The following is a 26,326-nucleotide window of genomic DNA, read 5'->3' as shown; positions in this document are numbered from 1 at the left end:
AGCCTTGATTCAAAGCATCAGGGCATGTACTTCCCTGCAGAAGCTTTTCGTGATTTATTGGTTATTTCTGTTATAAATGCCGTTTTTTCCTGTGTATAGGCATCCCGGTCTCTGCGATATTTCCGCGCCAGCTTCTTTTTCAGATTTGCATATTGGCAGCATGCATCCTCATGCGTAAGCAGATAATCGCGGAAATAGAGCTCATCCCAGTCATGAGGATAGCGCACATGCAGATGGAATACCTGTTCTGCAAAGCCCAAAACAGTATATCCCTTATGAAAGCAGAGAATCTCCCCCTGAGCATCCCTTCGCCTGGACATCAGCCCCCAGCCGTTTTCCATAAGTGTTTGTATAAGCGCCTGCGGGTATCGGGTATCTGTTTCCAAAAGAATATCTACACAGGGCTTTGCCTCCAGGCCGGGTACTGCAGTACTTCCAATATGGGAAATGCGAACGATCTGATCCTTTAAAAGTGTCTGTAGGCACTGACACTGTGTATCATACCAATCCTTATACCTGGCAGAATACGGTCTGATCACTATGGGAAACAGCTGCCAGAGCTGTTGCAGTGACATCCTCTGCAATTCCTGTGCATCTGGTTCTAACGCTGTTTTAAAAGCATCTCGTTTCAAAAGGTACAGCCGGTTTTGTTCATCATCCGAAAGCCTCTGAAACCCCAGAAGCTCAAGATTTTCAATGAAAAGAGGCTCTTTCCGTTCCGGTTCCATGAAAGCATTCTTCATATCCCAGCGATGAAATATATAAAACAGCAGCATCGACAGACAGCGGCTTTGCAAAGCAGCAGCATTTTTACCGATATCAGGCAGCTTCTCTGTAATAAAAACCGTATCCTGTTCAAGAAGCCTCACCTGCAGGCTACCGGCATATATTTTGTCCAGCAATACATACAGCTGCAGACAGCTTTGCACCTCCTGCTTCTCTTTATCAAAAAGCTCCTGCAGCGCAGCCGGTACAGGATTTCCCTGCAGCTCTTGCTTACTGCAAATTGTAAGATTCCTATAAGTTAATTTCATATGCTCTCCTGTTTTCTTATTTCACTCCAGCTTTGCGCTACAGCATTTTTCCAGCTGATGCTGAATATACGGTGCGTCTTCATCATCCAGCAAAGCAATCAGCTTATCGCCGGTATGCAGCTGCGTGCTGCCTTTTGGAAGCAGCTCCTTCCCCTGTCGTTCAACACTAATCAGCAGACATTTGTTCGGCCATTTCACATCCCGTATCGCCTGATCGCATACCGGGCTTCCCAGCTCCACAACAGCCTCCACCAAATGGCGCTCCCCATGGAAGGCGGACAGATTCACACCGTTTTTTACAAGCAGATTATGCAGCAGACTTTCATAGATTGGTTCACAGTTTAACAGGCTGGCACACAGATAGCTAATCAGGGATACAACAGCAAGCGGCAGCAGATTGGTCAGCGTTCCACTCATTTCCGCAATCAAAATAATGCCGGTGATCGGTGCCCGTACGATTGCAGCAAAGGTACCTGCCATCGCCATGATGATAAGATTATTCATATATCCGGCAGAGAATCCAAATACCTGAACTGCAATATTACCAAAAATCGCACCGGCGAAGCTTCCCAGCACAAGCAGCGGAAAGAAAATACCACCGGGTGCTCCTGAGCCAAAGCTGACCAGAGAAAATACGAATTTTACAGCCAGCAGCAAAAATAGCGTACGCAGCAGCATAATCGGTTGTTCACTCAGCATTTCAATCATCGCATGTCCGCTCCCCAGCACATCACTCATACTCAACGCAAGGATTCCAGACAATAGCATGGCTACAATAACCCCATAGCTTTTTAATCCGCTTTTTCCAAACAGCTCCTGTACCTTCATCGTAGATTTATTATATAGCACACCAAACAGTCCACAGACAATGCCCAGCAGAAGCAGCATCCAGTAATAGCCAAGTGGGAAGGTTTCCACCACCTCAAAATGAAAGGCTGGAGCCAGACCGAATACATTTCTGGACAAAAAATCCCCGGTTACACTGGCACACATGACAGAAATCAGAACGGAAACACTGAAGTTTTTATGAATTTCCTCCAGGGCAAACATCACACCGGCAAGCGGCGCATTAAAAGCCGCAGATAATCCGGCAGCCGCACCACAGGTCAATAAGAGACGCTCCTCCATCTTCACCCGGTGAAACAGCTTGGCAATCGCCTTGCCTGCCATTGCTCCCAGCTGTATGCTTGGCCCTTCTCTACCTAAGGACAGGCCCCCAAATGCACACAGCGTACCACCAAGCACCTTGCATGGCAATACCCGCGTCCACTGCTGATCGATAAAGGACATGATTTCTCCCTCTACCTGCGGGATTCCACTTCCTGAAATGAGCGGTTCCAGCTTTAACAGCTGTGCCACCAGTATTCCCAGAAGCAGTAAAAAAGCAAACCACAGTACAACATGTATCCAATCTGTACGAATAAAGGCAACGGCTGCCGCAACAAAATCCTCCGCATAGCCGAGCACGATGCGGTACAGCACCGCAATCAATCCGGCGCACAAGCCAGCCGCCAGCCCTTCGGCTATTAAAACATATTTAAAATTTCCTGCGCTGTGCAGGATATGAAGCGTACTTCCATGCTTTCTCTCTTTCACACATCTCATCCTTCTTTCATTAAAATTATAGCATTCGTATTTCTCTTTTACAAATCCTGTCAAAGAAAACAAAAAATCTCTGGATAAGCACGGCATTCAACACATGAATTCACTACTGCATGCACAATTCAATCATAACGATGAGCCCGTCAGGCAAGCGATGAATATGACATAAACATCCCCATTCCCCTGAACTGTAAAAGCTGATGTTCACTGTATGGAAAAGGAAGCCGTGGAATAAAAAGAAACTGCCGTGCATTAGAGTATTCTGTTCTAATACACTGCAGTCCTTCTATTTAAAATGAGAACAAAGACATCTGATTTTCATCCTGCATTCCTTCCAGAACGCCCATACTCTCCATTTTCTTTACCAGTGTACCGCTTAATGCCGTACGTCTTTGCAGATCCTCCTTCGAAAGGAACGCTCCCTGCTTTCTGGCTTCCACAACCGTATCCGCAACGTTTTCACCCAAGCCGTCAATGCTGGTAAACGGCGGAATGATATAGCTTGCATTCTCCGGATCAACAATGAACTCACGGGAAGCAGAGCGCATAATATCAATATTCGTAAAGTAATAGCCGCGAAGGTTCATTTCCAGAGCCAGCTCCAGCGTATTGAAGGTATCCTTATCCTTTTTGGATACATCCTTTTTCGTTTCATTGTTTTTCAGCATATCACTGATTTCCTGCATTCTGCGACGGATTGCCTGTTCCCCCTTGATCATAGTTTCAATATCATAGGCATCACAGCGAATGGAGAAGAACATGCAGTAATATACCTGCGGGCGATGTACCTTGAACCATGCGATACGGATTGCCATCATAACATAGGCAGTCGCATGCGCCTTCGGGAACATATACTTGATTTTCAGACAGGAATCAATATACCAGTCCTCCACCCCGTTCGCCTTCATCTCCGGTATCCATTCATCCTTTAAGCCCTTCCCCTTACGCACACTTTCCATGATGGTAAAGGCAAGCTTTGGACGCAGTCCCTTGTGCAGCAGATACACCATGATGTCATCACGACATCCGATGACGCTTTTCAGGGTACATGTCCCGTTATCAATCAGATCCTTGGCATTTCCCAACCAGACATCGGTACCGTGGCTCAGACCGGAAATCTTCAAGAGCTCATCAAAGGTAGTCGGACGTGTCAGCTCCAGGATACCGCGGACAAACGGCGTACCAAACTCCGGCAGTCCCGCAGCTCCGGTTTCCTCAGTTGATTTGCTCGTATCAATTTTCAATGCATCTACCTTGGAGAACACACTCATCGTTTCCGGGTCATTCATCGGTATCGTAGTCGGGTCAATGCCGCTCATTCGCTCCAGCATCTTCATCGCTGTCGGATCGACATGTCCCAGAATATCAAATTTCAAAACATTGTCATGGATATCGTGGAATTCAAAGTGCGTTGTTTTCCACTCTGCATACGGGTTGTTCGCCGGATACTGCACCGGGGTAAAGTCATGTACATCCAAATCCAGCGGAATTACAATGATACCGCCGGGATGCTGACCCGTTGTACGCTTAACACCCTCACAGCCCTTTGCTAAATGAAGCACCTGTGCATTTCGCATACTTCCCTCGATGCCCATTTCCTCCTCGTAGCCCTTAACATAACCGAATGCGGTCTGTGTTGCGACCGTACCGATCGTTCCTGCCCGGTACACATGATCATCTCCGAATACCTCTTTGGTATAGGCATGCGCATTGGGCTGGTAATCACCGGAGAAGTTCAAATCGATATCAGGAACCTTGTCTCCTTCAAATCCTAAAAAGGTTTCAAAGGGAATATCATGTCCGTCCCCACGAATCGTTTCACCGCAGTTCGGACAGATAATATCCGGAAGATCAAAGCCGTCCGCCACGCTTCCATCCGTATAAAACTTCACATAATGACATTTCGGGCAAACATAATGCGGGGCCAGTGGGTTAACCTCCGTTATCTCCGACATCGTAGCAACAAAGCTGGAGCCGACCGAACCTCGCGAGCCGACCAGATAGCCGTCATTCAAGCTCTTCTTAACCAGCAGATGTGAAATATAGTAAACAACATAGAAGCCGTGTCCGATAATGCTGGCAAGCTCCTTCTCCAATCGCTTCTCTACGATTTCCGGCAATACCGGCCCGTATTTCTTATGCGCATTTTCATAACAGATATCCGTCAGCTTCTGATCGGAGCCTTCGATATCCGGTGGATACAGCCGATCCTTGACCGGCTTGACCTCCTGAATCATATCCGCAATCAGCTTTGTATTTTTGATTACCATATCATAGGCGCGCTGTTCTCCCAGCCAGGCAAATTCCTTCAGCATCTCCTTGGTTGTACGGAAATGCTGATCCGGTGCCTTAAATTTCCGGCGCTTTTCCTGGTTATAAATATATAACGGATGACGGACACCACCAATAGCCTGTGAGGATATATAAATATCGCGAATCATTTTTTCACCCGGCTGTACATAATGACAGTCACCGGTTGCGACCAGCAGCTTATCCAGCTTATCTGCGGCGGAAACGATCGATTTCAGAATTTCCTTTAAACGATCCATGCTGGATATGGAATCACGTTCCACTAGATGGCGGTAGTTTTCCAGCGGCTGGATTTCTATGTAATCGTAAAATTGCATAACCTCTTCCAATGTCTGTTCATTGCGGGTCTGTGCCATATCAAACACTTCACCGTTCAGACAGCTGGAGCCAATCAGCAGATTGCCGTTGATACGGCGTTTTTCAATTTCACTGCGCAGAATACGCGGCTCAGCGACGATATTATTCGTGCTTTTACTGCTATAGGCAAGATATTTTGTATGGGAGAGCGTTACCAGCTCAAATAATTCCTTTAAACCGGCCATATTTTTAGCCAGCACCGTCACATGCTTTACTCGTACCTTGCGAAAGCTTTCCGCCGTTTGCATATCCTGCAGCTCCTGCAGATTTTTGATATGCTTTAAATCGTTCAGCATATTCATATAGGTCTGTACCAGTACCTCCGCATCATAATCGGCTCGGTGGGCAACATCCTCATCATACCGGATTCCATAGGAACGCGCAATCTGCCCCAAACGGTAGCCCTTACGATCCGCCTGCATGCTGCGGGCAAGATCCAGGGTATCAATCACCGGATTCATAATCGGCTTTCTTCCGATACGCGCCAGCTCATCATTCAGAAAATTGTAGTCAAAGGTCGCATTATGTGCTACCAGAATACTGTCACCGATAAAGTCCAGAATTTCATCAATACTATCCGCAAACGATTTCGCATTTTTCATATGCTCCTCGGTAATTCCGGTCAGCTCTGTCGTAAAGGCAGATAACGCAACCGGAGGCTTGATAAACATCTGCAGGCTTTTGATACAGGCGCGATCCTTGACGATCTGTCCGCCAAATTCAATAATATGATCGAAACGGCTGGACAAACCGGTCGTCTCCAGGTCAAATACACAATAGGTTCCCTTTTCCAGTTCAATATCCTGGATATTGCGAACAATCTGCAGGGCTGGATCAACCATGTTCATTTCCAGACCGTAAATCATTTTAAACGGCGTTTCTCTGCTCTTGTTTATGGCATCCACCTTATGCTGTGCCTTCGGAAAGGCCTGCACAACCAGATGGTCGGTGATGGCAATCGCATCCATTCCCCATGCATTGGCCTGGTCAATATATTCCTCTATATTGCATACACCATCCATCTCGGACAGCTTGGTATGCACATGCAGCTCCACGCGCTTCTCCTCTGCTTCATCCACGCGTCTGACCTCAGGAACCTTTTCAATCACATCCGGCATAAACACCAGCTCACGCGTATAGGCATCATATTCCGCTTTACCATACGCCACAACGCAGTCTCCATTGCGGATTTCCGCCAGAACCTCCTTGGTTACGGCACCACGCTCAAAACGCTTCATGATGATGGCATCATCGTCATCACCGATCCACAGCATCTGGATATCCCTTCCATTGCGCAGCGTTCTTGTTTCTGTCTCAAATATTTTTCCATGGATACGGATACCGTGGCACTCCTCTGTGATGTCATGGATAGAAAACGGTACATAGGAATCCAGTCCTTTTTTCCCTTTTGGCTTGAAATTATAGCTTTTCTTTTCCTCATACACCTTCACCGGCTTTGGCGCTGCATCACTTTTTACCGTAACGGTCGGTATCGGAGCTGATTTTTTCATTTCCTCTACATGTATTTCCAGCTGAAAGCCGCACTGCTTCAGAAACTCCTGCAGCAGATGCTTATTCTGAATCGCACGGTCACGTTCCATTCCATCCATAATCTGATAGACAAGATACTTCTGATCATTGATCGTCGGCAATGATTCATGAAATATTTTCAGCTGCATATGCCTAGATACAAAGCGTTCTATATAATTGGATACCTCCAGCAGCTCTGCTTCACTTTTATCGGTACGAATATGCAGGTCTACACTGCAGCGTGTAAGCTTTGTCAGACGCATACAGAATACATCCCATACCTGGAACGGCAAAGGCTTTGGCAGAGAGATTTCCATTTTAATCACATTGGATTTCTTCATATATACCGGCTTCATGGTAAAGGTACCCTGCTCAAAATACTCCAGATCCGGATTGTTCTGTTCCATTTTCTTTACTAAATCTATCAGTTTCAGTTCCATTGAATCCCTCTTTTCCGCTCCTTATATGATAGCATATTTCATCCCGTTGAAAAAGTAAAATCCGTTTGCAATTTACCCGATTACCCTGCGGGCCATCACCATGTGTAAAAAAAGACACCTGCTCTTACGCAGGTTATCATGAGCTGGTATTCTCTTGGCTGCCTGTAAAAGCGTGCAGTGCATCCATGAATCCCTGTAAAATAGCTGTACAGGCTGTCACATATGTCATGCGGCTTACCATACATGATATAAGGCACAAGAAAGCAAACCGCCATCGCAGCGTCCAAATAAGGGATTCATTTTATATGCGGGATATCCAGGAAGCTGCTCATAATAAAAACAGATGTCTGCATAGCCTTATGCACCATCCGTTTGTTTATCCCGGTTATGTCTGTTATCGTGAGCTGAACGTTTCTTATGGCTGGGCTGCTTTTTCGAGCGCCTTTTGTACTGCCATTTTCATCGCTCTGCTGGATATCGTCGCTGATGAGATATCGTCCACTGCTGGTGTGTTATTGCTTTGGATATCGGTCAGGATGCGTTCAGCAGCCTTTCCCATACCATTATCATGCTGTAACAGTCGTATCCTTTTGATTGTATCCTGCTTTACCTCCACCTGCAGCCGTACATAAACCAAACCGGTTTTACATTCCCCCAGATAGCTGCCATCCTTTAGATTTTCCATCTGCGGAATTATCAGTTCCAGTTCATCACTTTGTTTTTTGGTATCATAAAATGCATAGCCCACCAGACAAACCGCGATGATCAGTATAAGGGATATCATGCCTATGATTTTTTTATGCATGGGACAGCTGCTCCACTGCGGCGTCAATATTCTCCCAATGCAGTTGATCCACCACGGATACGGACTGCTCCTCATACAGATGCTCCTGCCGATTCACCATACAGATGATTTTCTTTTCCAGAAAGCCCAGCTTATGAAAATCCAGTCTTCCGCCGATCATGTCTGAAAATGTAAGCCGCCGGTAAAACTCCGCTCCCAGATTTTCTGTGATAATTTTTTCCGTTGATGCATTCCCCATACCGGATAACAGCATACTAACGCGTTTTCCCGTTAGCTCAGCATCCTTTTTCTGGATACAGCTTCTGAGCTGTTTTGCCAGTCTGCCTGCATAAATGCTTCCCATAAATACAATCTGGTCATATGTCTGAAAAGACAGTGTATCAGCTGCCTCCTGTATATCCGCCTGCAGCTTTTTGCCCATATATTCCGCCACCTCCTTTACCGCTCCGTGCTTACTTTTATAAACGATCAGTGTTTTCATATAGTTTCCCTTCTCCTGCACACTGCAGGAATCTCTTATGATAGCTCCTCATTTTTCCTCTGCTTTTCCTCCAGCAGGGCGTAGGGAATCCAGTATCAAATCCAGCATTTCCTTTATGATCCGCTCCTGGTAGGATGCCTCTGGCTGTTCCACAATGATGCGCTCCAAGAGACCATAGATGCAGCACCAGATACTCTGTGCCCTCAGCTCTGTCTGCCTTACCTGAAATTCACCATGCTTCACGCCGCCTTCCAGGCATTCACACAGCATAGCGATGCTTTTTCTGCGCAATCGCAGATCTTCCTGCAAAATCGCGGTCTGTTCCTGTACATGTGGCAGCTTGCACTGCATGATGACCTGATACAGCAACGGCTGCTTCAGCATCCCTGTCAGATAGCTGTGTAGGGTACAGCGAAGCCGGTCACTGTATGTGGTTTGTGTCAGTGCACTCTCCTGTATCATACGTAAAATATTTTGATAGCCATCCTGTACGACTGCCAGCTGCAGCTCCTCTTTCCCTGCGAAATAATGATAAATAATGCCCGGTGTCTGATGGAGGCTGTTTGCCAGCTTACGGATACTCAATGCCTCCAGACCTTCTGTTTCCATAATTTCTCTGGCCGCCGCAATGATGATATCCCTTCGTCTTGCGATCTGTTCCTCATCCTTTATTCTCATACGCTTCCTCCCTTACATACGGACACACTTGCCGATATAGTCCAAGCTGCTTCTGCTGCTTGTGTATCGCGGCATTCATTTTTCTGCTGAGCAGCCAGGTCAGCCATACCGGCATATGCAGCTGTGCTTGCTGTGTAAGCTCATCTACTAAATAGGATTGGTGCTGCACACAGGACGCCACCTTGTACAAGCTGCGTTTTACCTGTCTGGCATTGGGAAGCAGATTCAAAGATTCTCCATGGATCATCGCACCCCCGCCAAGAATAAAGCCTCCCATCCATTGCAGCTGCATTGCCTCACTAAGCAGCTCAATATTGGAAATGCAGCAGTGATGGGTATGTGCATAAGGCATACCTCCCTGTGCAAGTGCATAGACATGCTTTGTATCTGTTATGGATTCTTCCTGCAGCTTTTCCAATACAGACAGAGCATCTCCTGGTATTGCATTAACATAACAGGACGTGGCAAATATCCAGGTATCCGCATGCTGTGCCGCCTGGATAAAGCGTTCCCATTCGCGGATAAGGTCAGTCAAATGCCATAGCTCTGCCGATTGCTCTAGCTGCTCATTCAGTAAGGTAAGCAGCAATGCACTCGTTCCATCCCGATGCGGACTCAGATTTATGAACAATCCCTTCATAACGCAGTCTCCTTTGACAAATACGTGACACTCATACGTGTGCCTGCAATGATACCGTGTACCTCCTGCAGCCACTCCTGAAACACCTGCTTCTCCTTTGGCGAAGGTTCTCCTGGGATGAAAAATGCTATTTCCTGCAGAGGTGTTTTCCATCCCCTTTTCATTAGTTCTTTATTCCTTATGATGTATTCCTGCTGTCCAAGCACAGCCATGCGGTCAAGTATACACTTACATTTTGCGCTGCAGCAGCCATAGCGAAGCTTACAGATAAATACCAGCCTCTCACATTTGGCAATCATCGGATACAAGGTCTGCATATCATCCTGCAGTGCACACCTTCCTGCATATTCCTTTTTCTCTGTACATGCTCCACATCCAAGACAGCCTCGCAGCTTCATCGTACGAATATCCACAAGTGTTTGCGAATGCTTTGGCTGATAGCAATACATGGTATCATTTAAAACCAGTTCCATCATAGACCTCATCCCCTTTATAAATTAAACACTGTTTAATTTATAAGAATCATACTCTGTTTTATTCTCTTTGTCAAGATAAAACCTGTATACTGCATTGCAATTTCGTAACACTATCAGAGATAACCATGTGAATCAAGAGATACATGCAGCGATAACGATATGGTATATACTTCTTTGGAAAATAGTTGAACAACCGCAGGTGAGAAACAGCTTTGCTTCAACAGACACAGGTTCGATGCTACTCGTCCCTTGTTCTATCACCTATGTATGAAGGACTTAGCTGTTCACAGGAGCGTTGGCATAATACTGACAGCACCCTCTCATGAAAGTTAAACAGCAGAGCTAACGTTTATCAAATTCCTTGACTGCTTATGTCCATCCTTGTGGTAATGAAATACGAGCATGCCATACTGCCACAGTTATTTTACATATCATGCGCAGCCAAAACACAGACGCGCCAGCAATGCCTTTCGTATAAGAAAGCAAACGGATGTTAGCAAATACACAGGACTATGGAGTATAGTATGGTGCCGTTTTTGAAAGCTTTTGATATTTTATAGGCATTCATTTTGGATAGAATTGCATAAAAAAACTGTCGTCTTTACCGGTTTTCATAAGACCGGCTCATTCCGACAGTTATCATGGTGTAGATGCAAAAGCTGTTACCAGCAATATCCCTTACATTGACAGTACGATACTGGCCACATAGGAAGCAAGTATTGCGACACTCGCAAGTAATACCAGTGCTCTGTTTTTCTTTCCGTAAATTATAACGAGTGCACAGAGCATAGAGAATGCGCCAAAGCCGAGCAGATTCATAACCTGCACCTCATTCACATAAATACTACCCCTGGTAAACAAGACATCCGCAAAACAGAGGATAATGAAATTAAACAGATTGCTTCCGACGATATTTCCAAAGGAGGCATTGAAATTTCCAATTCGTACCAAATTGACAGAAGCACTCAGCTCAGGCAGTGAAGTAGCTACCCCTAAGAAAATCGCTCCTGCAACCGTAGCACCCAGCTGCAGCTCCTCCGCAAGCTGATCTGTTACCGTTGTCAACAGAATACTCACAGTAACAAGTCCGATACTGTAACAGATAAAACGAACAGCAATCTGTTTAACACTCAGTGATATATACACCTGCTCCTCGCTATCCCCGCTATCGTCATTCCCCATAAATTTCACATTGACCGCATAGACAAGCAGAATCAAAATCGACATCAGATTTACTCTAAAGAAGCTGAAGCCAACCTCCTGTGGCATCATAATTGCCGCAAATACCAGTACATACATCACCAGACCAAAGCACAGGGTTTTGCCGTGAGACTTTGACAAGGTAGCTCTTTGATATCTGCGTGAGGTAAACAGCATCAATCCGCCTATCACACAGAGGTTAAAGATATTACTTCCCAGCACATTTCCCTGTACAAGATCAGGCTGATCAAGTGCAAGAACAGCCGTTAGTGATGTAAACAGCTCAGGTAGCGATGTGACAGCCGCAAGCATAACACCGCCTATGAATGCACCGGACAAATTTGTTTTTTTATCCAAACAATCCACATAATACGACAGCCGTACAGACAGAAATACAACAAGTATTGCCAATACGATATATTCAAGATAGAGCATAAAAACTTCCTTTCCTTTATTATGTTACGTATTTTATTCAGGTAATGCGTAATTACAAAAATCAAGCATTATACAGAGGTATCTAAAACAGCCTTTACAAAGCGTTGCATACATTGTTTAATCAAGCTGCGTGGTGCTGCCATGTTGATACGCTCAAAGCCCTTTCCCTCAGCACCAAATACATATCCTTCATCCAGAATGAGCGACTGTTTCAGCATCCGCTGCTCCAGCAGCTGCGCATCACTGCAGTAGGCCCGTACATCCACCCATAATAAGTATGTCCCCTCACAAGGGGAGACAACAGCCTTCGGCAGTTCTTTTTTTAAAAATTCACTTGCATAACAAATATTCCCATCAATATAAGCGTTGACCTGATCCATCCAGTCCTCACTTTCATTATATGCCGCCTTTGTTGCGGTTATTGCAAAGGAATTGCAGGTACTCAGGGACAGACGATTGATAACAAAGTCTCTCCAGCGCTTCTGATATTTTGGATTTGTAAGGATGATATTGCTGTTTTGCAAACCGGCCAGATTAAAGCTCTTGCTGGGAGCGGTACAGACGATGATTTCATCCCGGTATTCAGGAACCAGTGTATGCAGCGGTGTATGCTGTATCCCCACTCTTACCAAGTCACAATGGATTTCATCACTGATGATCCATTTTCCATACCTGTGTGCAAGCTCTGCGACCCTTCTCAGCTCTTCCTTTGTCCAGACACGTCCCACCGGGTTATGCGGTGAGCAGAGAATCATTCCCTTTACTCTGGTATCCGACAGCTTATGCTGTAAATCCTCAAAATCGATCGTATATGTCCCGTTTGTATTGATCAGCGGATTCTCTACGACACAGCGCTTCGTTGCCTCGATTTTATTACGAAACGGATAATATACAGGAGGCTGAATCACAATGCCGTCTCCCTCCTCACTCAGGATTTCAAGAAGATATGCAATAGCAGGTACAACACCACCTGCATAAAAGATAGATGCTGTATCGATTTCCCATTGAAAACGACGCTGAAACCACCCTGTCACACTGCTTTTATAGTCTTCATCAAAGCCGCAGGAATAGCCGTAAATCTGTTCATCCACCCGTTTATGCAGAGCTTGCTGAATCGGCTGAGCACATGGAAAATCCATGTCTGCCACCCATAGTGGTAATACCTTCTGATCACTGCTGCAGGCGAAGGGCTTATCCCATTTCACACAACCGGTTCCTGTTCTTGAAAGAACCGTATCAAAATCATAATTCATATGTACCTCCCAAAACACTTGTTATCGTGCTGCAAAAGCATTGTACTGCAATATTATAGCGTGTTTAACTCCCCTTGAACAGAGAAAAATACAACAAGATAGATATCATAAGGATTACTGCCGGATTTATTTCCACAGCGGTATGATTTCGAATTGATTATTCACAAAAGAGAAAGGGGGATAGCCTGGAAAATCTATGACCTGTATTGCTTTTTTATCAGCTCTATATAGCTGATATCTAAGTGAAGCCAGCTGGTACACTGCACAGCCTCTTTCCTATAAATGAGATAAGATAGAAACGACATCACAAAGTGCTGTACAGCAGATTGCCACAATTTTATGTTTAAAAGACCGTCCATCTTCATGTGACACCATTTCAGGCAAGATGTGAATAGTAACAAACACCTTACAGCTTCCCGGATATTTTATTAGGAAAACTCCTTAGCAGCTAGTGGAAGGATACCGTCTTTCCTTTTTAAAAACCAGTGCATGATAGCTATAGGGCCGAAAATAGAACACATATAAAAGAAGCCGGCTGAGAAAACCGCCAAATAAGGAGCTATAAGAAATGTATATCCTATAAGAGCAGTTTCATAAAGCTCATGGAATAGAATACCTTATTTTCCTACAGCTCCATAAAAAATATGATAAAAAAACAGACGATACAAGAAATCGTCCATTTTTTGCAGTCTTTCCTTCTGCAGCTTCTTCTGTTTTTTTGTTTTTTTAGTAGCGGAATTCTTCACGGAATAATTCATCAATCGACTTACCTGTTTCTTGACGAACCTCCTCAACTTCCTTATTCAATACAATCTGTCCATTTTTGATAAAGACTACTGTACTGAAGATACGCTCGATATCCGCAATCAGATGGGTCGCAATAAGAATTGTCTGATCTGCAGAGTAATTTTCCAGAATAGTATCAAGAATCACCTCTCTCGCTGCCGGATCTACACCACCGATAGGTTCATCAAGTACAATGATTTTCGCCTTTCTGCTCATAACCAGAGCCAGCTGAAATTTTTCCTTTGTTCCCTTGGACATCGTCTTAATGCGCATACTCTCATCAATTTGAAACCGACTCATAATGCTCAGACATTTGTCTAAATCAAAATCGGCATACATATCCACAAAAATTGCCAGTGCATCCTTAACCTTCATCCAATCGGAAAAATACGGCTCATCCGGCAGATAGGATACAACTGCCTTTGTATCCGCCCCAATATCCTTCCCATCAATTCTCACAACTCCATCATAATCCTTCAACAGTCCTGTCATCACCTTTAACAGCGTTGTCTTTCCACTTCCATTGGGGCCAAGCAGACCGATGATCTGACCACCCTCAAAAACCATATCCACATTATGCAGCGCCTGCTTTTTTCCATAGGCCTTGCTAAGCCCGCATATTTCAATCAGCTTTTCCATTGTGCAACCTCTCTTCCACTGTAGCAACGATTGTTTCATCATCGCATCCGTATTGACGGATTTCCTCTATAAACACATCCATCTTTTGACGAATTACATCTTCCTTTAATTCTTTGATCATTTCAGTATCGTTACAGATAAATCTTCCGGCCGTGCGTTCACTTGCAACAAGGCCGCTGCGCTCCAGTTCACTTAGCGCGCGCTGGACGGTATTCGGATTAACGCCAAATTCAACAGCCAGCTCACGAACAGAAGGTATCTTCTGGGAAGGCTGATATATATCTGTGACGATCCACCGTTTTATCTCATCCATAATCTGTAAATAGATTGGCATGTTTGAATCAAAATTCATATGGTTCACTCCTTCCTAATACTCTCCGTTTTTCATTCGTTTCACTGTCTGCAGCACTGCTATGATGATTATCCCCAGCAATACTGCCCCTACAATATAAATAGGCCATCCAATTTTGAAATAATCCAGCAGCAGATATCCTGTGAATACATACCAGAAGGAGAACAGCAATATGATCAATATGATCAATGCTCTCTCTTTCAGGTCATTCATTATTCTATTTCCAGTTTGTGATCAAGTATATATTTGCTTCCGAAGAAGAACAGGGTAAGCAGCAACAGGGATTTGCCAATCATCACGCCAACGCCTGCCATGAACTGGTATTCCACCTGCATTCCGAAGAAGAACTGTCCCATGATGGACGAAATATCATCAGAAGCAAGATGGAACGGAGCAAGTAACACCTGATTAAACAGAAAGCTTAAAATCCAGGATATCAGCAGATACAAAACGATTGCAGCAGCAGTACGATATCGTGGTACATAGGTAGTGTGTGTAATATTCATCACCAGATAGATTAAGGCTACTGATTCTGCAGCACTGATGATGATATAAAACAGATACAGCAGTGTATCAATCGCAAATACAGTACTGAACAATTCCTGTAAACCAGCACCAATCATCGCAAAATCAAAGCCGGTCACACGTAGACCGATAATCAGCATGGATATAAATAGTACAAGAAGTGATACCAGTATCCAGAATACCGCACTCAGAATCTTTGTCAGCAGCAGTTGAGTACTCGTTACTGGCAGCGTATGTGTCAGATATGAATTTCTGGAAAACATTGAATTACTGTAATTTTTAATAACAACGACCACACACATAATAAACATGATTGTGCACATCACCACATAAACAAACGCCGCCAGATTCGTCAACATTCCATCATTATTTGGATTCATCACCAATGCCGCCGCCACCACAATGGCATATAAAACAAGAAAACTTCGGTATGAGCATTTCAGCTCATGCTTACATAATTTCCAAAACATAAATTTCCTCCCTTTTCAATAGTCAATGTATTACTGTATTAACTATCTAATACAATAGTACATGGTGTTTGCATGTTTGTCAAGCTGTAAGTATCATTTTTATAAAAAATCTTGAAAAGAATGAAAGCCTTATAAAGATAAGATAAAAATAACAAGCTATACAGAATACATTTTTCCGTTCCACTTGTAGCAGTTCAAACAGAATTTACTTATATTTAGTTTATATGAAAGGCAGGGAATGACTATGTGTAAGTTCTTATATGCATTTTTAATACAATTCTGCTTATCAGCAGGCAGATGGCAAAGTCCGCAAGAAATTCTTCTATGTATAAATTCATTCAGCTCTTTGCTTACTACTTGTTCATTCACGCAATTATCAGCATACAGGTATTCTTATTCATGAACAATTTGTTAGGTACAAACAGCAAATCAGATGCTTATTTCTATATAAATGGTTTTAATAGATGATAGCAGGGCTTTGTCTTTATACAGAAGCTCCCGTAAAATGAAAAAGTCATCCTTTCGGATGACTGCCGCTTCCTTTGCCTAGGTATCTTTCTATTTGAAATAACAGCGGCATTGACAATATCATATCACATTATCACACGTATGTCACATATAATAGAAAAGATTAGCATTTTTTTACATGTTTTATTAGCTTTCCAGCTCCGTATGAAAAATCAGAAGCAGAACAGCGATGAGCCAATGATAAATTGAAAAATCCTTACAGTGGTAAAGCTAATGATTGCCCTGATCTAAGTCATTACCGATGAAAGCTGAACGCAAACGGAAGCATTATCTGCATCATAGTTCCTATGTCCGCTTAAGAATTGCATGAACCGGACACACCTCCGCACAAAGACCGCAATGAAGGCAATTCTTCTGTACAATAACATATGGCTGCCCTGTTTCAATGCACTGCTGTGGACAGCTGCGTAAACAGCTACCGCACTGCACACATGCATCCAGAATCTGAAATCCCTTTTTCAGCGGCTGCCTTTTTCCTATGGAAAAATAGAAGCGTTCAATCGGTTGCACACCTAAATCAAAAAACTCCAGCTGTGCATCCTCAATGACAAATGCCTCCAGAATTCTTCTGCTGTTTGCCGGATAGACTTCCTTCATCGATGGATTCTCCTCAAAAATACGATTGATCCAATATTCCTGTTCCTTTACACGCCTTACATCACCCTGCAGGCGCACCGTCTGATACTGACTGTTCATGCCTGTAATTGCGATTTCCGGCTTACGGCGTATCTGATGATAAAAATCCTTTCCTCTTGAAGTACAGAAATACAGCTTTGCATCCTCAACAATCATCACATCTATGATTCGTACCTGAGGCGCTCCGGTTTCATCCACACTCGCAAAGGAAACATCCTTCATTTCACGCAGAAGCTGTAAGCAATCTTCAGCTCGCATATGGCAACACCTCCTATATTTATTAAATAGCGCATGCCTCCATTATTTCCTTAACCGCCTGAGGCGATGACTGCAGCAACAGCCGTTCATATCCCTTCTGTGGCAGTGGCTTATAGTAGACATAGCCCTGGATATAATCACAATGCATCTCCTTTAACATATCAACCTGCTTCTGAGTTTCAATACCTTCCGCGACGGTCTTCACGCCAAACTGGCGAACCAGCTGTATGATACTATTCACAAGCAGCTGATCCTTCTCCTCCTGTTCAAGCTGCCGAAAAAACAAAGCATCTATTTTTAATACATCGACATTCAGATTTTTAAACATGCCCAGGGAGGAATACCCTTTACCGAAATCATCAATGGAGCAGGTAAAGCCTGCGGCATGCAGCTCATCCACGATACTTGTTAACCTTTCCCAGTTATCATATAACACGGATTCTGTAAATTCGATTTCCAGCAGCCCTGCAGGAAGCTGATAACGTTTCTTGATTGCCGCATAGGTTTCCACGAAATCGGCATTGCAAAACTGTAGCCGTGATACGTTAACAGACACCGGAAGTACCATCCGCCCCTCATCCAACAGGCGTCTCTGCCATGCGCATACACATTCAAAAACATACTGATCCAGTAAAGGTATAGTGCGGTTTTTCTCAAATACCGGAATAAACTGATCCGGCATCAGCAGTGTACCTTTCTTTATACGCCAGCGTACCAGAGCTTCAGCACCTGCTATTTCTCCTGTCTGCACATCGATTTTCGGCTGATAGTAAACAAGAAACTGATGGTTTTTCAAGGCCTCCTCCATACCGCTTTCAATAGATTTTTCTTCCAGCAGATGCTGTCGGATGCTTTCATCATAAAAGCAGTAGTTGTTTAGTTCATGACCGTCCTTTACCATTTTCCTTGCAAAATTCGCTCGATTCAGCAATTCATGCAGGCTCAGCTTTTCATCAACGTCCTCCATACAGCAAATCCCGCAGCATATGGAAAGTGATTGCTTTTCAAGGTGTGAGCGCATATATTCGCGAATCCTGGCATCTACAGCAGATTGCCTTTTTGTCAGCTCTGTTCTGTTTTCATAATGCCGTAAAATAATAAAATTATCTGCATTGATCCTTCCAACTAGCTCATAGGCTTTCTTATCTTCAATCAATAAGGCCGCATACTGCCGCAGCATGTCATCTCCTCTTGCATAACCGAAAACATCATTGATATATTTAAAATCTGAGAAATCCACATAAAAGAGAGCATAGTTCAACTCAGTCTGCTGCTTCATCAATTCCTGTGCCTGTGAAATAAAATATTCCAGTGTATAGGCCCTTGTCAGTGAGTCTCTACCTGCTGTATCCTTCAATTCACGATTGGAGGTTTCCAGCCGCAGAATCTTTCGGATATTCGTAATAAAAATAAAAATCCATAAGGCCAGCACACATACAAACATGATGATATCCAGCAGCATTAACCGCCTTGCATGTTGATTTGTAAAGGATTCCGCCGCAAATACCATATCATTAGTAGTATTAAAGAATTGCTCACTATCCTGCAGCAGCTGATTTTTTGCTGCCATATTGCCGGAGTCTTTTCTAGTGATATAAATCTGCTTTTTTATCTGTTCCCAGGCTTCTTTTGTCTTGCCTAATTTGCTTTGATAGTTTTCATCATCGGGCAGTGGAAGATCATAGACGCCGCTTCCTTCCGTAAGACTGTCCAAAATTTCATCAATATAAAGAATCAGGTCATCCCCCTGTATATCATTCAGCTCCATTTTAATTAGCTTTTGAGATGCACCACGCACAATACCGGTATAATTTATCAGACTGCCGTGTCGTTGGATACGATAGATGGAATTGATAGTGACGCCGCCAAGTGTCAGCAGACAGAGGAAGATTCCAAGCAGGGAGTACAGCCAGCCCTTTTTCATATTATACCTTCTTTCATGTGAGTGCTTTACCGCAGGAATATAGGAGCCATCATCGCCAGAATAACAGAACCATGAAAGAATGAAGTGTACTGTTGGGCTAATGCAACCTGCAATTGTAATTGTTAAGTACATTATATACGTTTCCCAAGTGTTTATCAATGTGAGAGCTTGTTTTCTTCCCTGTTTCCATAGAAAAATCAGGCTTTTCGTATGAGGAATTCGCGAAAAATTTCCTAGTATATATGTATGCTTTGCATTACAGTGCAGTTATTTGTATAGTATGGTCGTTTTATGAATACTGAAGCTACATTTATTTTCATATGATAAGGAATTCTATCCCATCATTTACATACTAATAAAAATCCTGCTATCGCATATTCCTACGTCTTGCCCCCGCCGGTTGAAGATCTGGAGGAAGGAAGCTTGAAAACTGGTAGGTATTTTCCCGTTTCATCCGGGTTTCTCCGCTGATGATGGAGCAGCATGGTAAATACCGGAGGTCAAATTCCGGTGTTTCCCCTTCCCTCCGCTTATATCATAAGAAAAAACCACTCATTTCTGAGTGGTTACATTTCGTCAAATGGTGGTCCCGGTCGGAATCGTACAACTTTTAACCATTCATACGTATTCATATACGATAAATAGCTGTCATACACTATCATCCATTACACACAGAACACACTTTTTTAAATTTTTTCGTCATTTTTTCGTCATAAGAATCGTTTCATGCTAACCTTTTTCCATTCACCCTGTTTGCTGAATAGTGATAATGCAACACGTTCATCATGATGACAAGTTAACTGTTAATGTATTTTTTATGAGTATCAGAGTAACTGCGTACGAATTTCGTCCGTAGTTCTTTATACTGACAAATAATAATTTTCCCATTCAACATGGTTGACGAATGGGAAATACTCTGACACAGAGGGACTTTAAGTCCCCAAGTTATAAAACGCCGTACGAATTTCGTACAGCGTTCTGTACTATGTCTATTTCCAGGATGCAGCTAAATGGAAACATTTCACTCTCATACAACAGCCGACGAATTTCATTATTCTAAAGTCCGAAAAAAGGATATCAGATATTTCGTATAACATTTTCTAAAGTACAAAAAGCGTACATTTGAAATGCTAGATAGAGGGATCTATAACTTACCGCCCCCTTTTATATAAAATAGCTCAATGCATAAGAAAGGATGTGGTAGTACACATCCTTTGCGGAATTATCAATCATTTAATCTAATATGCCTTATTAAATTAAGTGCCTTATCATAATCTTTTTTTGAAACAGCAAACTTATATATAACTGATGATCTATAGCCTCTACTAAAACTCAAATTAGACATTATATTATTACGATCAATAGTTGTTACATCATATTTTATACCATTCTCATTTAAAATTTTTCTAATTTCAGATTGGGCTCTTAAAGATTGAGTAAGACACAATTCTCTTTTCGGAAAAAGCATAACATTTATTCTATAAATTCAATTGGAACATCCCAGACCAAGTGGAACTTCCTCTTTTGAGCGTATAATATTGTGTCTGCCCTATAGAAAAATCATACCAACTTTGCCATTCATAAACATAATACCAGCCATGATCTTGTTTAAAATCAAATGAGCTTCCACTTATAGTTTTAGAATTTCTTTGTGTAACACCGCCAGTTGTTCCAGATTTTATACCTGTTTGTCCGTAATTCAAAGAATAAGATGTCAAACTGACACTTGAATCAACTCTTACCGCATCTCCTGTTAATCTTGTAAGACAATAGGATGTAGCTCCATTAGATTCACTCCTTGTATTATAATATAAACTTGCGTAGAAATGAAAACTAGCTGATCTATCCCAACCCTCTTCTTTCTTTGAACCCGAACCTCTCGTAGTAGGTCCTTCTGCTTCAGTACCTTCTGTTATAACAGCCATAGCTACTTTTTTATGGCTTGTTACACCAGTTCTCATATTTTTTTGAATTGGCACATCCACCTCATATACTTCTTGTTTATAAGGTATCTTTTTATCGCCATCTTCCATATAGAAAATCTCTGTGCTTTTTAAGTTTTGATCAGAAACGATATTCTCTGTGGTCATTTCGGTCCCATTAGATAAATTTATGATTTCATCTTTATCTTTAGCTATAACTGGCGCTGCCATAGAAAATGAAAGCATAAAGCTCATAACAAGGGGAATTATTTTTTTCATAAATTTAATCTCCTTTTTTATTATTATATACGAGCGTAACAGAGAAGGCCTATATGTGTAAAGTTATCACACTAGAAGAGATTGATTCAATATAATTTTTCATATTGTTCCCTCCTCAGTATTCCTATATAAAGTATACATTACAAATGGTCATAAATGTTCAATATCTTATAATTTGATTGTTTTATTTTAAAACATGAATTATTCAATAATATAAAATTTTCTGTCAAGTTACCGAATTATCCTTTATGATTTCAAAGATTTATTATATAATTAAGTTTTATTTATCTTAAATCAATTTTATATCAGCTACTAAAAAAGACCACTCAAGGGTGGTCAAGTGCCGCAAATACTGCCTAGGTATTTTTTCTATTTTTTAATGGGCTGCAACGTATCCATTATAAACACATATATTGCAATAAACATACCGTTCGTCCCTTACCAATACCGTTTATCCCTAACCTATTTACATATCCATTAAATTTGTTAATGTTTAAATGAGGTGATATCATGTTCGCAAACAAGAAAAAGGTTATACAGAAGAAAGAAGAACCGCATCCCGATCCAAGAGTGGCCTCCATAGAAAAGGAATCCGGAATATCATTTGCTGATGTAAAAATACATTATGCTAGTGATAAACCGAAGGAGTTTGGAGCGCTTGCTTATGCATATGGGAATGATGTGTATTTAGGTTCAGGGCAAGAGAAGCATTTGAAGCATGAGCTGGGGCATGTCGTGCAGCAACGGCAAGGGATTGTAAAACCAACAATGCAATTAAAAGGATATCCTGTAAATAATGAATCGAAATTAGAAAAAGACGCCGATATTTCTATAAGCAACTACAATTCAGAATCTAATAACATAAAAAATAAAGTGGTGCAACGTCTCATTGGCTTTGAATTTCAAATGCTTAAAAGTAAAGTTTCCAAAATAGATAATTCAAAAGATATATATTCCTCTTATTTTAAAACAGAGATGGATGGAACAAATATTGAAATGATAACACCCCCACTCGCGAATCTTAATAATGTCGATACTACCGTAAGAAAAATGGTACAAAAAGCTAATCGTATTATAGCAGTTCCTAATAAACCCTGTGATTTATTAGGAATTACTATTTGCGAAGATGATAAAAATGATGGTACAGCTCAACCACAAATCAATGTAGATATTGATTTTTCTCAAGCTGTCAACTTAGATAATTTCATTAATGACTCAGCAAGATTAGGTGCATTTGATGGTAATTCTTTTTATTGGAAACCAGCTATAACAAGGCAAACCATGAGCAAAACAATAGATCTAGTGGGAAAAATAAGAAATTTCGCTCCTGATTTTATTCAAAAAACACTAAAAGAAAATAAAGTAAAAATTAATATGGACCAAATGGCTGCTATTCAATCTTCGATTACTGGACTTGCGCAATTGATTGGTGCTCAGTATATTCAATCAATAAAAGAGGACGAATTATATACTAAATCTGACAATCATTACAGTAAAGATATTCCAATTCTAATAAAAACTAGTTTTATAGGATCTATATTAAGTATAAGCCAAATCTATCATCTGCCTATGCAAATTATAATTGATATACTTAACAATATGATTAACCAACAACTCATCTCTGAGAATATAAAAAGCTTTGATCCTAATTGTTTAAGAGATGATAATCAGCATTTATACCTAAACGAAGAATTAAATAAGCATCCTTTGGCTCCTAAAGTGGATTCTCAAAGCCTTAGTATAGCAGCTATTGCAGAATTGCGACGCGCTCCTATTCTACATTTTAATCAGTGGGTACCTTTTGCAATTAATGCATTTAAATCATTAGATAAATATGGTAACCACCCCTATAGCGAATCTAGTAAAACTCCTTTAAAGCCTAAAGGCAAATCTAAAAAATGATATAGAAAAATATCCCTACCTCTCAATTAAGAGAAGTATGGATTTTCATGTGGCATAACGGATAATATAATATGGCTAACGTTCTAAGTAATAAAAAGGCTACTCTCTGGTGTGGAGAGTAGTTACGTGCACACTTTTCACATAGGCGTTATGGCCTATAATTGCGCATAATCCATATCTCAATAGAAAAATGCAAAATTCTGAATAAAAAATCTGATTCACCTATATAATAAGGTATAGCGGTAGTAACCCTACGGGGGCTATTGCGGGGATCACTTATTAAGAGTGATCCTTTTTTCTTGACAATTCAAATTAAAAGTTATAGAATATGAATACGAAGAAGCGGTAGTAACCCTACGGGGGCTATTGCGGAAAACCTACCATTCTGATGTGGTAGGTTTTTTCTTTGATTAAGGAGATAGATTATCATGAAACCGTTTAAGACTATTGATGAACAATATGAATTATTATTATCGCGCGGCTTGAATTTCAGCAATAAGGAGAAATCAAAAAAATTTCTTCTAAACAACAACTATTATAATGTCATAAATTGCTATGCTAAATTCTTCATGACCAATGATGATAGATTTATACCTGGAACTAATTTCGACGAAATTACTCAAGTTCATTATTATGATAAGGAGATCAAATCTATTTTTTTCAAAAGCATACTTGAAGCTGAAAAACATTTTAAATCCATACTTGCTTATCGTTTTTCCGAAAAATATCAAGACGAAAAGTATGCATATCTAATCGCATCAAACTATAATAGTAATGATATATTACAAGTTACTAAAACCATTTCGTCACTGTCAAACATTATTAACAAATATAAACACATACCAAATAATCCTATAAATCACTACATACATAGGCATGGTGATGTTCCCTTTTGGATACTGACAAATTACATGAATTTTGGTCAATTACTATACTTTTATAAATACTTGGATGATGCTTTGAAAAATGTTATCGCTAAGGATTTCAGTCTTTTCTTAATTGATAATTTAGAACTTGATTCCATACAACTGACTTCAAGTAACTTGATTTCTTACATTGAAAATGTGATCGATTTAAGAAATATTGTCGCACATAACAATAAGCTACTAGGGTTCAATTGCAAAGGACACGTTCGATATTTATCGGAATTGCATGATAAATACTCTATTTCAAATGATTCTATTAAGCAAGATGTCTATAATGTTTTTATAGTAATGCAGACTTTGTTATCCAAAAATCAATATGCATTACTTCATAACACACTGTTAAGAAGAACTAATTATCTACGATTAAGATTAAAAACCATCGATATAAATTTAATATTAAATAGCTTGGGTTTTCCAATCAACTGGTATACTACGCCTAAGATTCCCCAACCAAATAGTAAGATTGAAGAATAGCAATTTCACTTAACGACAGCTATTATTCACAAACCTTGCAGGATGCACTAATTAAAAAATTAAGTATTTAATACGATATGGTGCATACAAAAAAACACCCTACCTCTCAGTTAAGAGATGTAGGGCTTTTTCATACATTAGACTTCACGCAGCGGCTTTGCATAAATCCACATTTTTCTGCGTCCGACTTTAGCATATACAGAATCAGTTTCCGGATCATTGTCTAGGACAGTGTATGTGCCTTTGATTTTCACATACTCGCCCGGCTGCAGCACCTGATCGCCGGATTTCTTACCGCCTTTTGTAACCTCTTCGCATACTGCTGCATCCAGCCAATGGTACTCGGCCACAGGAGTGCCAGTCAGGGCATAGCAAATTACCGCATCACGAGATGCTGATACCTTGGATACCTGGTAGACATCCGGGAAAATAAACTTATCCCCTTTATTCAGTATCTGGTCTGGTTTCGGCTTGCTAGAAGCGTTGTCCTGCTGCATATATCCTTTTACCTTACTGACAAATTTCGCCCAGCTGTATGGCTTATTGGCACGAATCTGGCTAGGACAGTTTTTGCCAGACCAGTCGTGATGCTGGTACAAGCTCTGGTGATCAAGACCTTGTGCTTTCAGCAGCTTCGCAGCCAGCCATGCAGCGTTATCAGTGGCTTTCTCCAGATTACTATCCGGATTGACACAAATCTCGATCGCAATGGTTGTCATGTTACCATTTCCATATCCGTCCCCTGCATGCCATGCTACTTCGTTATCCGGGATTGACTGTGTGATCATTCCATCGTCCACAGCATAATGCCAGGAAGCCTGCACCGTGGATCCGCTGTTCTGTAGATACGTTCCGTGGTTCTTAGCTCCAGCTCCTGCCTTAAAGTTATCCGTGTTATGGATAGTGACACCGCCATTTTTCGTCCTCTTAATGCCACTTCTTGCTCCGCTATAGATTACTGGTGCTAACATTTTTGTGATATTCATTATTCTTCATCCTCGCTTTCTTTGTCTCTTAACTGCGCTAATGCAGCTTTTAATTTTTCCGGTACTGGCAGACCTAGATTCCCTGCATTTTCTAACAAGCTGATGCCTTCATTCGCGATGTAGAAATAACATACCAATGTACGGAATACCCATGTTCCGTTACTCATCAATCGGTCTAATGCTACAGCACCGATCAGAATAAGGATAATCAGAAACTTTTTCGATAATCCTTTCAGACCGACCTCACTAGATACAGTTTTCGTGTTCCAGGCATAAAGCACGCCTGTGATGTAATCCATTACCATGAAGGTAATCAGTACGACAATAGCTGTGTCCCAGCCTCCGAACAGATATGTGAAGATCGTAGCTATTACAGCTACTACAGAGTTGAATACTTTATCCATATGTTTCATATACCTCATCTCTTTCCGCCATTCTGGCATAATAAAAGGGCGTTTAACGCACGCCCATGCGAGAT

21 protein-coding genes are annotated in these 26,326 nt (G+C 41.6%); 2 read left to right on the top strand and 19 right to left on the bottom strand.

The window, feature by feature from the left end; all coding sequences use genetic code 11:
- Nucleotides 1–17: 17 nt before the first annotated feature.
- The 17 genes from GKZ87_07410 to GKZ87_07330 form a co-directional block, all read right to left on the bottom strand.
- Entirely contained in the window at nucleotides 18–1,034 is a 1,017-nt protein-coding gene (locus tag GKZ87_07410; protein QSI25324.1) for a GrpB family protein, read from the bottom strand.
- Between the two features lie 21 nt (nucleotides 1,035–1,055).
- Complete coding sequence (locus GKZ87_07405; GenBank protein ID QSI25323.1) at nucleotides 1,056–2,639, bottom strand: ClC family H(+)/Cl(-) exchange transporter; 1,584 nt, start codon at nucleotides 2,637–2,639, stop codon at nucleotides 1,056–1,058.
- 287 nt (nucleotides 2,640–2,926) lie between these two features.
- The gene (locus GKZ87_07400) at nucleotides 2,927–7,273 is read right to left on the bottom strand and encodes a PolC-type DNA polymerase III (protein QSI25322.1); all 4,347 of its coding nucleotides are present in this window, start codon (nucleotides 7,271–7,273) and stop codon (nucleotides 2,927–2,929) included.
- A 415-nt stretch (nucleotides 7,274–7,688) separates the two neighbouring features.
- A complete protein-coding gene (locus GKZ87_07395; protein ID QSI25321.1) occupies nucleotides 7,689–8,078 on the bottom strand; it encodes an FMN-binding protein in 390 nt (129 codons plus the stop codon).
- Complete coding sequence (locus GKZ87_07390) at nucleotides 8,071–8,559, bottom strand: hypothetical protein (GenBank protein ID QSI25320.1); 489 nt, start codon at nucleotides 8,557–8,559, stop codon at nucleotides 8,071–8,073. The genes GKZ87_07395 and GKZ87_07390 overlap by 8 nt, the downstream gene beginning before the upstream one ends.
- A 48-nt stretch (nucleotides 8,560–8,607) precedes the next feature.
- A complete protein-coding gene (locus tag GKZ87_07385) occupies nucleotides 8,608–9,237 on the bottom strand; it encodes a TetR family transcriptional regulator (GenBank protein QSI25319.1) in 630 nt (209 codons plus the stop codon).
- Nucleotides 9,221–9,877, bottom strand: a complete 657-nt coding sequence (locus GKZ87_07380) for a hypothetical protein (protein QSI25318.1) — start codon at nucleotides 9,875–9,877, stop codon at nucleotides 9,221–9,223. Before GKZ87_07380 ends, GKZ87_07385 begins: the two co-directional genes overlap by 17 nt.
- Nucleotides 9,874–10,353 carry a flavodoxin family protein gene (locus tag GKZ87_07375; protein QSI25317.1) on the bottom strand — a complete coding sequence of 160 codons (480 nt, stop codon included), beginning with the start codon at nucleotides 10,351–10,353 and terminating at the stop codon, nucleotides 9,874–9,876. The genes GKZ87_07380 and GKZ87_07375 overlap by 4 nt, the downstream gene beginning before the upstream one ends.
- Nucleotides 10,354–11,031: 678 nt before the next feature.
- On the bottom strand, nucleotides 11,032–11,988 hold the full coding sequence (locus GKZ87_07370; GenBank protein QSI25316.1) for a sodium:calcium antiporter: 957 nt from the start codon (nucleotides 11,986–11,988) through the stop codon (nucleotides 11,032–11,034).
- 68 nt (nucleotides 11,989–12,056) lie between these two features.
- On the bottom strand, nucleotides 12,057–13,241 hold the full coding sequence (locus GKZ87_07365) for a putative C-S lyase (protein ID QSI25315.1): 1,185 nt from the start codon (nucleotides 13,239–13,241) through the stop codon (nucleotides 12,057–12,059).
- Between the two features lie 726 nt (nucleotides 13,242–13,967).
- Nucleotides 13,968–14,666 carry an ATP-binding cassette domain-containing protein gene (locus GKZ87_07360; GenBank protein ID QSI25314.1) on the bottom strand — a complete coding sequence of 233 codons (699 nt, stop codon included), beginning with the start codon at nucleotides 14,664–14,666 and terminating at the stop codon, nucleotides 13,968–13,970.
- Nucleotides 14,650–15,018 carry a GntR family transcriptional regulator gene (locus GKZ87_07355; GenBank protein QSI25313.1) on the bottom strand — a complete coding sequence of 123 codons (369 nt, stop codon included), beginning with the start codon at nucleotides 15,016–15,018 and terminating at the stop codon, nucleotides 14,650–14,652. Before GKZ87_07355 ends, GKZ87_07360 begins: the two co-directional genes overlap by 17 nt.
- A 15-nt stretch (nucleotides 15,019–15,033) precedes the next feature.
- The gene (locus GKZ87_07350; GenBank protein ID QSI25312.1) at nucleotides 15,034–15,231 is read right to left on the bottom strand and encodes a hypothetical protein; all 198 of its coding nucleotides are present in this window, start codon (nucleotides 15,229–15,231) and stop codon (nucleotides 15,034–15,036) included.
- Nucleotides 15,231–16,013 (bottom strand): hypothetical protein, encoded by a 783-nt coding sequence (locus tag GKZ87_07345; GenBank protein QSI25311.1) that lies wholly within the window; start codon nucleotides 16,011–16,013, stop codon nucleotides 15,231–15,233. The genes GKZ87_07350 and GKZ87_07345 overlap by 1 nt, the downstream gene beginning before the upstream one ends.
- A gap of 813 nt (nucleotides 16,014–16,826) precedes the next feature.
- Nucleotides 16,827–17,435 (bottom strand): 4Fe-4S dicluster domain-containing protein, encoded by a 609-nt coding sequence (locus GKZ87_07340; GenBank protein ID QSI25310.1) that lies wholly within the window; start codon nucleotides 17,433–17,435, stop codon nucleotides 16,827–16,829.
- A gap of 22 nt (nucleotides 17,436–17,457) precedes the next feature.
- A complete protein-coding gene (locus GKZ87_07335; GenBank protein QSI25309.1) occupies nucleotides 17,458–19,359 on the bottom strand; it encodes an EAL domain-containing protein in 1,902 nt (633 codons plus the stop codon).
- 1,478 nt (nucleotides 19,360–20,837) lie between these two features.
- Complete coding sequence (locus tag GKZ87_07330) at nucleotides 20,838–21,560, bottom strand: hypothetical protein (GenBank protein QSI25308.1); 723 nt, start codon at nucleotides 21,558–21,560, stop codon at nucleotides 20,838–20,840.
- A gap of 510 nt (nucleotides 21,561–22,070) precedes the next feature.
- On the opposite strand from GKZ87_07330, the gene GKZ87_07325 reads away from it, so the two are divergent.
- The gene (locus GKZ87_07325) at nucleotides 22,071–23,462 is read left to right on the top strand and encodes a DUF4157 domain-containing protein (protein ID QSI25307.1); all 1,392 of its coding nucleotides are present in this window, start codon (nucleotides 22,071–22,073) and stop codon (nucleotides 23,460–23,462) included.
- Between the two features lie 428 nt (nucleotides 23,463–23,890).
- Nucleotides 23,891–24,862, top strand: a complete 972-nt coding sequence (locus GKZ87_07320) for an Abi family protein (protein ID QSI25306.1) — start codon at nucleotides 23,891–23,893, stop codon at nucleotides 24,860–24,862.
- Between the two features lie 137 nt (nucleotides 24,863–24,999).
- On the opposite strand, the gene GKZ87_07315 is transcribed toward GKZ87_07320, so the two are convergent.
- Complete coding sequence (locus GKZ87_07315; GenBank protein ID QSI25305.1) at nucleotides 25,000–25,848, bottom strand: hypothetical protein; 849 nt, start codon at nucleotides 25,846–25,848, stop codon at nucleotides 25,000–25,002.
- Nucleotides 25,848–26,261, bottom strand: coding sequence for a hypothetical protein (locus tag GKZ87_07310; protein QSI25304.1), 414 nt, complete (start codon nucleotides 26,259–26,261; stop codon nucleotides 25,848–25,850). The genes GKZ87_07315 and GKZ87_07310 overlap by 1 nt, the downstream gene beginning before the upstream one ends.
- Between the last annotated feature and the right edge of the window lie 65 nt (nucleotides 26,262–26,326).

It is taken from the genome of Erysipelotrichaceae bacterium 66202529 (assembly GCA_017161075.1).
In the GTDB taxonomy this organism is placed as follows: domain Bacteria; phylum Bacillota_I; class Bacilli_A; order Erysipelotrichales; family Erysipelotrichaceae; genus Clostridium_AQ.
The sequence above is the reverse complement of the archived record's forward strand: the minus strand, read 5'-3'. Positions and strand labels throughout refer to the sequence as shown.